At 67.8% G+C, this 10943-nt stretch carries 10 protein-coding genes; 4 read left to right on the forward strand and 6 right to left on the reverse strand.

The genetic code is table 11. The features are described from left to right. Nucleotides 1-56 precede the first annotated feature (56 nt). Entirely contained in the window at nucleotides 57-1106 is a 1050-nt protein-coding gene (locus tag VF329_06730) for an aldo/keto reductase (protein ID HEX7080691.1), read from the forward strand. Between the two features lie 121 nt (nucleotides 1107-1227). On the opposite strand, the gene VF329_06735 is transcribed toward VF329_06730, so the two are convergent. Continuing rightward, a complete protein-coding gene (locus VF329_06735; protein HEX7080692.1) occupies nucleotides 1228-1992 on the reverse strand; it encodes a DUF4159 domain-containing protein in 765 nt (254 codons plus the stop codon). 194 nt (nucleotides 1993-2186) lie between these two features. Between VF329_06735 and VF329_06740 the strand changes: the two genes are divergently transcribed. The 3 genes from VF329_06740 to VF329_06750 all read left to right on the forward strand — a co-directional run bounded on the left by VF329_06740 (nucleotide 2187) and on the right by VF329_06750 (nucleotide 5968). After that, nucleotides 2187-3401 (forward strand): Nramp family divalent metal transporter, encoded by a 1215-nt coding sequence (locus VF329_06740; protein HEX7080693.1) that lies wholly within the window; start codon nucleotides 2187-2189, stop codon nucleotides 3399-3401. A 7-nt stretch (nucleotides 3402-3408) separates the two neighbouring features. Next, nucleotides 3409-4995, forward strand: coding sequence for an AMP-binding protein (locus tag VF329_06745; protein ID HEX7080694.1), 1587 nt, complete (start codon nucleotides 3409-3411; stop codon nucleotides 4993-4995). Between the two features lie 313 nt (nucleotides 4996-5308). After that, nucleotides 5309-5968 (forward strand): hypothetical protein, encoded by a 660-nt coding sequence (locus VF329_06750; protein HEX7080695.1) that lies wholly within the window; start codon nucleotides 5309-5311, stop codon nucleotides 5966-5968. 90 nt (nucleotides 5969-6058) lie between these two features. Here the strand turns inward: VF329_06750 and VF329_06755 are convergent, their stop codons facing one another. From VF329_06755 to VF329_06775, 5 genes are all read right to left on the reverse strand, one after another. Next, the gene (locus VF329_06755) at nucleotides 6059-6634 is read right to left on the reverse strand and encodes a YkvA family protein (protein ID HEX7080696.1); all 576 of its coding nucleotides are present in this window, start codon (nucleotides 6632-6634) and stop codon (nucleotides 6059-6061) included. A 134-nt stretch (nucleotides 6635-6768) separates the two neighbouring features. Further along, nucleotides 6769-7461 (reverse strand): substrate-binding domain-containing protein, encoded by a 693-nt coding sequence (locus VF329_06760; GenBank protein HEX7080697.1) that lies wholly within the window; start codon nucleotides 7459-7461, stop codon nucleotides 6769-6771. A 10-nt stretch (nucleotides 7462-7471) separates the two neighbouring features. Beyond that, nucleotides 7472-8980 carry a carboxylesterase family protein gene (locus VF329_06765; GenBank protein HEX7080698.1) on the reverse strand — a complete coding sequence of 503 codons (1509 nt, stop codon included), beginning with the start codon at nucleotides 8978-8980 and terminating at the stop codon, nucleotides 7472-7474. Nucleotides 8981-9282: 302 nt separating this feature from the next. Beyond that, nucleotides 9283-9942, reverse strand: coding sequence for a DsbA family oxidoreductase (locus VF329_06770; protein ID HEX7080699.1), 660 nt, complete (start codon nucleotides 9940-9942; stop codon nucleotides 9283-9285). A gap of 83 nt (nucleotides 9943-10025) precedes the next feature. Beyond that, a complete protein-coding gene (locus VF329_06775; protein HEX7080700.1) occupies nucleotides 10026-10874 on the reverse strand; it encodes a hypothetical protein in 849 nt (282 codons plus the stop codon). Nucleotides 10875-10943: the final 69 nt, after the last annotated feature.

Consider the following 10943-nt stretch of genomic DNA (forward strand, 5'->3'; position numbering starts at 1 on the left):
CGGTTCGGCCGCGCGGCGCACGCTGCGGTTCGTGCGAGCGGGGAGGGCTGAGTAGAATGAGTCGACGAACGGAGCGAAAAGGAACGGACGCGATGGAATACCGCAATCTCGGACGCACCGGCGTCAAGGTCAGCCCGCTTTGCCTCGGCACGATGATGTTCGGGCGACGCACCGGCGAAGCCGAATCGATCGACATCATCGAGCACGCGCTCGGCGAAGGCATCAACTTCATCGACACGGCGAATGCGTACGCGAACGGCGAGAGCGAGCGGATCGTCGGCAAGGCGCTTGCGAAGGACGGCCGGCGCGAGCGCGTCGTGCTCGCGACGAAGGCGTTCCTGCCGCAGGATCCGAACGACCCGAACGCGCGGGGCTTGAGCCGCCGGCATCTCGTGATGGCGTGCGAAGCGTCGCTGAGGCGTCTGCAGACGGACTGGATCGATCTCTACCAGCTGCATCGCGCGCAGTCCGACATTCCGATCGACGAGACGTTGCGCGCGCTCGACGACCTGATCCGCGCGGGTAAAGTGCGCTACATCGGCACGAGCATGTTTCCGGCGTGGAAGATCGTCGAGGCGCTGTGGGCGTCGAAGGAGCTCGGGCTGAACCGCTTCGTCTGCGAGCAGCCGACGTACCACCTGCTCGATCGCACGGCCGAGCGCGAGCTGCTGCCGGCCGCGCAAAGCTTCGGGATCGCGGTCATTCCGTGGGGGCCGCTCTGCGGCGGGCTCCTCACCGGCAAGTACCGCCGCGACGACCTGAGCGCGGAGGGCCGCTGGCAGGGCGGCAAGGACAACTTCGGCCGGCCGGTAACGCCGCAGGCCCTGGACGTCATCGAGGCCGTCGTCGCGCTAGCGGCCGAGAAGGGCTGCACGGCGTCGCAGCTCGCGCTCGCGTGGAACGCCGCGCAGCCCGGCGTCACGGCGCCGATCATCGGGCCGCGCACGAAGGCGCAGCTGATCGACAACCTGATGGCGACGAGCGTGGTGCTGGGCGCGGAGGATTTCGAGCGGCTCGACGCCGTCGCGCCGCCGAAGACCGCGAGCCTGCGCTACTACGACGCCGCGATGAGCATCGACTTCAAGCCGAATTTCGGGCGGTGGTAGCCACGGCGAAAAATGGTGTCCGAAAAATGGTGTCGAAAAATGGTGTCAGACACCTTTTTCGGGGGGAAAAGGTGTCTGACACGATTTTCTTGGAAAAAGGTGTCTGACACCATTTTTCGCCTCAGTGCGTCATCGCGTAGATGATGTAGTTCAGGCCGAAGCGATAGGCGAGGGCGGTCATCGGCTCGGGATAGTAGGCGTCGTCGGCGTGCTCCCACGCGTCGCCGACGTCCTGGTTGTAGTTCGCGGCGACCATCAGGCGGCCGTCGTCGTCGTAGATGCCGTGCCACTCGGGCGGCGGCAGTCGCTGCACGGAGACCGACCCGCCGAAGCGCCGCAGGTGGCGTAGCCCCGGGATCTGCGTGAACTTGTCGATGTCGTAGAGGACGTGCAGCACCTCGTCGTCGCCCGCGATCTCCACCATCGGACGGTCGGGAAAGAGCCGGGTCATCGCCTCGCGAAAAACGCTCCACTCCGCCGGCCCGAAGAAGTCGTCGGCGATCAAAAACCCGCCGCGATCGAGGTACTCGCGCAGCAGCGCGATCTCCTCGTCGCTGAGATCCCAGTACCCGGCCTGCGTCACGTAGAGCCAGGGATAGTCGAAGAGATTGTCGTCCGTCAGGCCCACGGAGACGGGAGAGCCCGCGTCGATCCGGCTCAAGCGGCTGACGCCCTGCGTGAAGTGCTCCTCCGAATCCGGCCAGTCCTGCATCCACCAGCCGCCGCCGAAGCGCCTGTAACGCGGCAAATCTTTGTAGATCATGCGCGCGAAATGGAACTCGCCGGGGCGCTCCGGCGCGTCGAGATCGCGCTGCGCGAGCGATGGCGTGAGCACGCCGAGCGCGAGGACGGCGGCGGCGATCGCGCGTGCGGCGGCGTGGGTCATGAATCGGAAGCTACCACAAACGCGCAGGCCGGCCAGGCATCGCGCGATTGCCGATCGAGGCGATCGGCGGCTCTTCCCGGCCGCGGCATCACCGCCCGTGCTAAGCTGCCGGCGCTGCCGCGGACCGAAAGGGGAGGCGTTTGGCGGAATCCGCGCAAGAACGAAGCACCGCACGCAAGCCGTCGTTGTGGAAAATGCTCGGACCGGGCCTGCTGCTCGCGGCCACCGGCGTCGGCGCGGGCGACCTCGCGACGGGCGGCATCGTCGGCAGCCTGCTCGGCCCGGCCGTGCTCTGGGCCGCGCTCGTCGGCGCGCTGCTGAAGTTCGTCGTGACCGAAGGGCTCGCGCGCTGGCAGCTCGCGACCGGCGAGACGCTGCTCGAGGGCGTGGTGCGGCGGGTCGGTCCGATCGTCGTGTGGCTGTTCCTGCCGTATCTCCTGCTCTGGTCGTTCTTCGTCGGATCCGCGCAGCTCAGCGCGAGCGGCATCACGTTGCACGCGATGCTGCCGATCTTCGACGACGCGAACCACGGCAAGATCGTGTTCGGCATCGCGGCCGGGCTCGCGGGGCTCGCGCTCGTCTGGTTCGGCGGCTATCGGCTCTTCGAGCGCGCGATGCAGGTCTGCATCGCCGTGATGTTCGTCACCGTCGTCGTCACGGCGGCGATGGTCTGGCCGGGGACCGCCGCGGTCATCGAGGGCTTGTTCGTCCCGCGCATCCCGGACGCCGGCGGCGAGGGCGTCGGATGGACCCTCGCGCTGATCGGCGGCATCGGCGGCACGCTGACGGTGCTCTGCTACGGCTACTGGCTCCGCGAGGAAGGGCGCACGCGGCCGGAGGATCTGCCCGTCTGCCGGATCGATCTCGGATGCGGTTACCTGATGACCGCGCTCTTCGGCGTCGCGATGGTGATCGTCGGCAGCAGCATCGAGGTCGAAGGCGAGGGCACGCTGCTGCTCGTGCGGCTTTCCGAGCGGCTCGTCGACGTGATGGGCCCGGCCGGCAAATGGCTCTTCCTCGCCGGCACTGCGGGCGCGGTCTTCAGCAGCCTGCTCGGCGTGTGGCAGGCCGTGCCGTATCTCTTCGCCGACTGCTGGGCGCTCGTCCGCCGCGCGCCGGACGCCGGACGCGTCGCGGTCGACACGCAAGGCGCCCCATACCGGGTGTACCTCGTGCTGCTTGCGATCGTGCCGATGCTCGGGCTTTTCGCGAGCTTCCGCGAGGTGCAGCGTATCTACGCCGTGATCGGTGCGCTCTTCTTCCCGCTGCTCGCGTTCGCGCTCCTGATCTTCAACGGCAGGACCGCCTGGGTCGGGCGGTTCAGGAATGGGCCCCTCGCGATGCTCGCGCTCGCGGCCGTGGTAGCCTTCTTCTCCGCCCTTGCCTTCATCCCCGACGGGAGCGATTGACCGAACGATGACGAAGCCGTCCCACATCACCGCGAAGATCGGGTTTCCCGCGGATCTGCCGCGTCACGAAAGCCTCGTGCACATGTTCAAGGCCGCGGTCGACGGCGCGCCGGACGTCGACGCCGTGATCTGCGAGGAACGGCGCATCACGTACGCCGAGTTCGGCCGGGCGGTCGCGGGTCTCGCGCGCCGGCTCGGGCCGATTCGCGGCGAGCGCGTGATCGTAATGATGGCGAACTCGATCGAGATGGACGTCGCGATCATGGCCGTGATGACGGCCGGCGGCCAGGCGGCTCCCGTCAACCCGTTCTTCAAGGAGCGGGAGCTCGAGAAGGTGATTCCGGTCGTCGAGGCGAGGATGCTGATCTGCGATCCGGCCGTGCGCGAGAAGGCGGAGGCCGTCGCCGAGCGTTTCGGCATCGAGAACGTGCTCGTGCTCGGGCCGGGCGGCGTCGCGATCGACGAGTGGGTCCACGATTCGTCCCTCGCGCTCGACGCCTTCCCGCCGCCGGCCGCGGACGATCTCGCGATCCTGCTCTTCACCGGCGGCTCCACGGGCATCCCGAAAGGAGTCGATCACACGCACCGCGGGCTCATGGCCGGCGTGCTCCAGCACGTCGCCGTGTGGCCCCTCGAGCACCGTGCGGAGCGCTTCTTGACCGTCGCGCCGATGTTCCACATCTGGGGGCTCGCGTACACGGCTTGGGTGCCGATCTACGCGCAAAGCACCCTCGTGATCGTGCCTCGGTACGATCCCGAGAAGGTCGTGCGCGCGCTCGGCGAGCACCGGATCACGGTGTTCGGCGGCGGTCCGGCGCCGATCTACATGGGGCTGCTCGCGAGCCCCGCGTTCGACGCCACGGACTATTCGTCGCTCAAGTATTGCCTCTCCGGCGGCGCACCGTGCCCCGAGGATCTGCACCGCGAGTGGGAGCGGCGGACGGGCTGCGAGCTCTCGGAGGGCTGGGGCATGACGGAGGGCGCGCCGTTCTGCCTGAACCATGCGGCGTTGCCGCACCGGCTGCTCTCCGTCGGCAATCCGGTTCCGGGGACGGAGGTCGAGGTCGTCGATGTCGATACCGGCGAGCGCGTGCTGCCGATCGGCGAGCCCGGCGAGGTGCGGGTGAAGGGCCCGCAGCTGATGCGCGGCTACCGGAACAATCCGGAGGAGACCGCGCGCACGCTTCGCGACGGCTGGATCTATACCGGCGACATCGGCTACGCGGACGACGACGGTTACCTCTTTCTCGTCGACCGCAAGAAGGACATGGTCATCGTCGGCGGCTACAACGTGTATCCGCGCGAGGTCGACGAGGTGCTGTTCAACCATCCGGCGATCCGCGAGGCGGCGACCATCGGCAAGCCGGATCCGCGCCTCGGCGAGGTGCTCGTCGCGTTCGTCGTCCTCGATCGAGGGAAGACGCTGACCGAGCAGGAATTCTTCGCGTACTGCGAATCGCAGATGGTGAAGTACAAGCGCCCGGTCGAGGTCTACTTCGTCGATGCGCTGCCGAAGACCGGCACGGCGAAGATCAGCCGGCCGGCGCTGCGCGAGCTTCTGCGGAACATCCAGCTGTCCGGTACCAAGGTGTGAATCGGCGTATCGGCGTATGGCAGGCAGCCGTTCGCCGGTCTGACCGGCGATCCTGCCGATCGCGGCTGTGGAGTCCCTGCTCGGCGCTTTTCCGAATGCGACGTTCCGGCTGTTCGAACGAAGCGGACATCAGCCGTTCTTCGAGGAGCCTGCGGAGTTCATGCGAGCGATCGAGGCATGGATCGCAGCGCCGACCGAAAACTCGCGCTTGAACCGACCCGAGGACGGAAGACGAGCGGGACCCGAAGGTGGCGGCGCCCATCGTCGATTCGCCCGGCAACGGAACAGCCCGAATCTCCGAAAGAGATGTCGAATGAAAACGCTGATGCTTCTCTGTCTCTCGTGGCTCGCCGCGGCAACGAGCGCGTTGGCCTGTGATCAGCCTTCGTTGCTGCTGATTCCCGCTGACGTCGAGCCGGGGCGGAGGTCGGAGGCGATGCTCGGGGCCATGGAGGACTACCTGAGGTGGATGACCGACTACGTCGGCTGCCTGCGAGAGGAGCTCACCGCGGCAGGCGGCGACGATGCGCCGGCACTCCAGAAAGCCATGCTGATTCGGCGCAACAACGCCGCCGTGCACGAAGTCGAGGCGGTCACCGCGCTCTTCGAGCAAAGGGTCGGTTTGATCGAAAGCGTGCGGCTCGGCGAAGTCATCCGCGCGGAGGCGGTGGACTGCGTCGCGATGACCAGGTCACGGACGACCGAGGTGCTCGACGACCGAGCGATTCTCGTCTATGGCCAAGACGACGCGATCTATCTCAACACGCTTCCCGAGAGCTGCCCGGCCCTGCTGCGCCCCCATAACATGGTGTTCGAGCCGCGCGGCGCCCTCATCGGCAAGCTTTGCCGCCAAGACGTGATCACGCTGATCGATCAGGCCGGGGCCTACTTGGCCTGCGAGGTCGGCGACTTCTATCCGGTCTCGGAAGACCAGGCCGATAGGCTCCTTCGCCGCAGGTCTCGCAGTCGCTGAAGCGCCGGAGTCGGTGCGATTCGCCCGGACGGGCGGATCGGACGGCCGACGCGAGGGTCCCGATCTCCCGCCGGGTCGAGCCCGCTCGGGCTAGTACTGATAGCGCAGGATCGGATCCGTCGGTCCTTCTCTCGAACCGTGTCGCCGCCTTTCGCGCTGCCGGCGCTCGATGCGCAGGAACAATTGCCGCCGCTTCGCCGCGAGCCACTCCTCGCGTTTCACATGGGCGTCCTTGCCGCGCAGCGCCTCCTGCTTTTGGCGGTAGGCGCAAAAGTCCCTGTACGCGTCGAGCTCGTGAGTGAGCTCCCGAATCACGAGCTCCGCCATGAGCGCATCGTCGAGGAACCCGAGTCCGGGAACCGAGTCCGGGATCATGTCCTTCGGATCGGCGAAGTAGGTCAAGGCGGCGATGACGCGGGCCCGATACTTCGGGTCCAGTGACCATTCTTCGTCCTCGAGCATCGAGATCAGCGTGCCCAGGTCGTCGAGGCGCATCTTGACGTAGTCCGGGCCGTCTGCTTTGCGGCATTCCTCCAGCAGCCGCCGGGCCTCGTCCAGAATTTCCCGTTCTTCCCGGCCGGCGTTCCGTTGCCAAGTCTCGTCCATGACACGGCGGTAATGTTCGATGTCGTTATCGCCGATCGTGAGCGTGAGTTTGAGCGGCACGTCCGTCTCCGAAGCCTTGTGGGGACCCACCGAGCATAGCAGGGCCCATGGCGCCGTGCCGATAGCGGAACGTGCTGATGCCGGGGGGCCGGCCGACGACGCGGCGTCGCCTCGTCGGCCGGCTCGAAAGCCTCTCAGCCCGCCGGTTCCATGCCGTAGCGCTGCTTGGTTTCGGCGGTCGACGGCGAGCGGAGGAATTCGAGGAGATCCCGAGCGGCTTCGGGGCGGGCGCAACCGGCCGTGACGGCGCCGGAGAAGATCGTGACGCTCTGTATCTCCGCCGGCAACGTGCCGAGCACGTCGACGCCCGGATGGCCGACGAGCTCGCTCAGCTGCTGAAAGCCGATCTCGGCAGTGCCGTCGGCGACCAGGGACGCGACGGGCACACCCGGCCGCGGGACGACGATGCGCGGGCGGATCTCGTCGAGGAGGCCCCAGCGCTCGAACATTCTCTCGAGGTACCTGCCGCTCGGCCCGGTGGAGTAGCTCAGCGACCGCGCCGCCGACACCGCCTGCTTCACGGCCGCTTCCGAGCCGATGTCCGGACGCGGTGCGCCCGCGCGCACGGCGACCGCGATCGGCGATCTCACGATGTCGGCCCGAGGGCCGGCGAGCCGGCCCTCCGCGATCAGCTCGTCGACGACGTCGCTCGCGAGCACGACGACGTCGAACTTTTCGCCCGCGCGCACGCGTTTCGCGACCTCGACGCCGCCCGCCGCTTCGGGCGTGACGCTCCGACCGGTCGCGGCCTCGTAGCGAGACGCGAGCTCCTTCAGCACGCCACGCGTCGCCATCGAGGAAACCAGCTCGAGCGGGGCTTCGCTCACGGTGCCGTCCCTACTTTTTCAGCAAAGGCTCGAGCTGCTCTTGCATCCGAGCCTCGTGGGCCTGCATCTGCTCGAGCGTCGGCAGGCTCTGCGTCTCCGGGTGCGCATCGAGGATCGCGGCTTTGACGGAATCGAGACCGGTGTGCGCCGGCCACTCGGGCAGGCCTTCCCCGTTCGGATTTCCCGTTCGCGCGAAGTTCACCCAATACGAGGCCATCATGTCGGCGAGACGCTGATCGGCCGCCGAAGCCGCGACCAGCTTCGGGTCGCTGCTGTCCGGAAACAGGGGCTGCTCGCCGAGATTGTCGAACACGTACTTGACCTCGGAGGCATGCACCGGCAGATAAGGATCGCTGCCCTCCGGGGCCGGCGATTTCTGCGTGAACCAGTAAACGTAGGCTTTCCGGCCCGCCTCGCGCTGATATTCGGCGACGCGCCATGCCGTCCAGAAGATGCGGTCCGACCCGTCCGAGGCTCCGGGCGGTCCGCGGCGCCCCCCGAAGGACAGCTCCGCTCCGTTCGCGCCCATCAGGACGTCGACCTTGTGCTGACGCCCCTCGGCGAACACGATCGCGGGATCTTCCGGGATCACGTAGTTGTCGACGATCATCGTCTGCGCCCGGAACGTCTCGGCCACCTCGTCGGCGGAGAGCGCCCGCATTTCCTCGACCGTGTCGAGGCCCGCGGCTTGGGCTTGCTCGAGGCCTTGCTGCTCCGCGGCGGCGAGGGTGGCGTTGTCGCGATTCGGAACCACCGCGCCGCCCATGATGCTTTGCGCAATCGCGCGGTGGAACAGGCCCTCCGTCAATGGGGAAGTCATCAGCGACGTGATCGCCATCGCGCCGGCCGACTGGCCGAAGATCGTCACGTTGTTCGGATCGCCGCCGAACGCGGCGATGTTGCGCTGCACCCATTCGAGCGAGGCGACCATGTCCATGATGCCGTAGTTGCCCGAGCTCTCGATCTCGGACTCCGCCGTCAGCGCCGGGTGCGCCAGGAACCCGAAAGGACCGAGCCGGTAGTTCATCGTGACGACCACGGCACCGCGCTCGGCCAGGGCCGTGCCGTCGTAGAGCGGCGCGGCGCCGCCGCCGTCCGTGAACGCTCCACCGTAAAAGAAGACCATGACCGGCAGCCGGTCGTCCGGCGATTCGGCGGGCGTCCAGACGTTCAGATACAGGCAGTCCTCGCTCATCGGAGGCGAGCCTTCCATGTTCGCGATGTTCACGTATCGCGGCTCGGTCTCGTGCTGCACGCAGACGTTGCCGAACTTGCTGGCATCGCGCACGCCCTCCCACGGCTCCACCGGTTGCGGCGCCCGCCAGCGGTTCTCGCCCACCGGCGGCGCGGCGAACGGGAGGCCGCGGAAGACACGCACGCCGGACGGCGTCGTCTCGCCGCCGGACACGAGACCGGCATCGAGCCGCACCGGATCCTCGATCGCGGCATGACCTGTCGCGGCAACCGCTGCGAGACCGATGAGCCAGCCGGTCCGGGGACGGAATGCGAATCGCTTCATTCTTGTTCCTCCAAAGGGAGCGCGCAGCGGCGACTGGCCGCCGCCCGATAGTACTTTTAGGCCCGGTACACCAACAACAGGCCGAATCCAAAGAAGCGTCTTCTTGACGGACCGATCGCGGCTCGGCTCGAGCCGACGCGCCGCGCGCGAGCGTCTCGATGCAGCCGCCGCGGGATGCGTCGATGCAAGGCGCGAAGCAGGGCGCCGCTCACCCCTCCGGATCCCGCGTGATCAGCGGCTCGCCGTCGGGGACGATCAGGACCACGATCGCGCGCGGGCTCGGTGGTGCGTTTGCGAAGCGGCTAGCTCTTCGGGGCCGCGTTCCGTTCGGTCGCGATCTGCCGGAGGGCCTGCTCGAACACCTGGCTCGGCTGGCCGCCCGAGATCAGGTGCTTTCGATCGATGATGACCGCCGGGACCGAGTGGATGCCGATCTCCTGCCAAAAGCGCTCGGCCTGCCGCACTTGCTCGGCATACTCGCCGCGCTCGAGCACCTCACGCGCCCGCTCTGCGGGCAGGCCGACCCGGGCCGCGAGCTCGAGGAGCACGTCGTGCGCGCCGGGGTTGCGGCCCTCGCCGTGATAAGCGGTGAGCAGCGCGTGCTCGAGCGCCCGCTGGCTCCCCGCCGGGCCTTCGGCGCCCGCCCAGAACAGCAGCCGGTGCGCGTCGAACGTGTTCCAGACGTGCGTCCGCTCGCCGAACGTGAAGCCCTCGGCGGCGCCGCGCTCGACGATGCGCGCGCGATTGGCGGCGAGCTGGTCCGGGCTGAGGCCGTACTTCGCCGTCATGTACTCCGTGGCGTCGGCCCCCTCCGGCGGCATCGTCGGATTGAGCTCGAACGGCTGCACGTGGATCTCGACGTCGCCGATGTCCGGGCCGATGCGCTCGAGCGCCCGCTCGAGCGCATTGAAGCCGATCGCGCACCACGGGCAGGCGACGTCGGACACGAAGTCGATTCTCATGTCAGCCTCTCTCGTTGCGAAGTGTCAGCGTGCCCGGGAACGCGCGGCGGTGCAATGAAGCTGCGCCGCCGCCGATCCGAAAGCTACTCCTGGTCGCGCCGGCCGCCGCCGCGGAAGTCCGCCTGCAACAGATGCGTGAGGGTATGCACGTAGCGCAGCTTGCCGTTTTCCACTCGGAAGAGGTGCGTATCCGGCGCGCCGCTGCCGCCGCCCGGGCTTCCGGCGCCGAACGTGCAGAACGCGACGACGGCGCCGATCACCTCGTCCACGACGAAGCGGCGGTTCGCGATGTTCACTCCGCTCGGCACGCCGACCTCGCAGCTGTCGTCGGGAGACCCCGTGCCGGTATACGCGCCGCCTTCGATGCGGACGCAAGGGAAGCCCCACGGAACCTGATCGATCTTCCCCTCGAGAAACGCGTCGAGATAGGCGTTGGCCGCGCCGACCAGCGCGCCCCGCGAATCGCGCTCCTCGGCGGGAATCGGGCCCCAGTCTTGAGCGGACGAATACTTCAGGTAAGCGCCGGCGTCGAACAGCCAGTAGCCGGTGGTGGTCCAGAGGATCTCGATCTCGGCGATCTTGTCGTGATTGATGCGCAGGCGGGTGCCGAGGACATACGGATTCTCCTCGTCCGTGACGATCACCTCGGTAAACGTCTGGCACGTGTCGGTGTCGAGCAGACTGAGATGGTGATCGATCTGCATCGGCGTACGGACGAGCCCGGTGGCGAAATCCGCGGGGGCCGCGTTCTCCATGTAGCCCAGGCCCGTGGCCAGCGGCAGCCCGGACGTATCGCCCTTGGTCTGGGCGTCGATGTAGAGGTCGACGGCGCGTTGCAAGCCTCCGCGCGTGCACGATATCTGCCCGAAGCCGACCGCCGGCGCGAGCAGCGCGCCGGAAATCAGGATCCACATGAAAGTAGCGCGTCTCACCGAAGTTCTCCCGTCGTTGTCGTTTTCGCGGATTATATAGAAGTGCGCGGGCGCGGCATCGCGCCCGCG

This window comes from Gammaproteobacteria bacterium, from assembly GCA_036381015.1.
In the GTDB taxonomy this organism is placed as follows: domain Bacteria; phylum Pseudomonadota; class Gammaproteobacteria; order Steroidobacterales; family Rariloculaceae; genus ZC4RG20.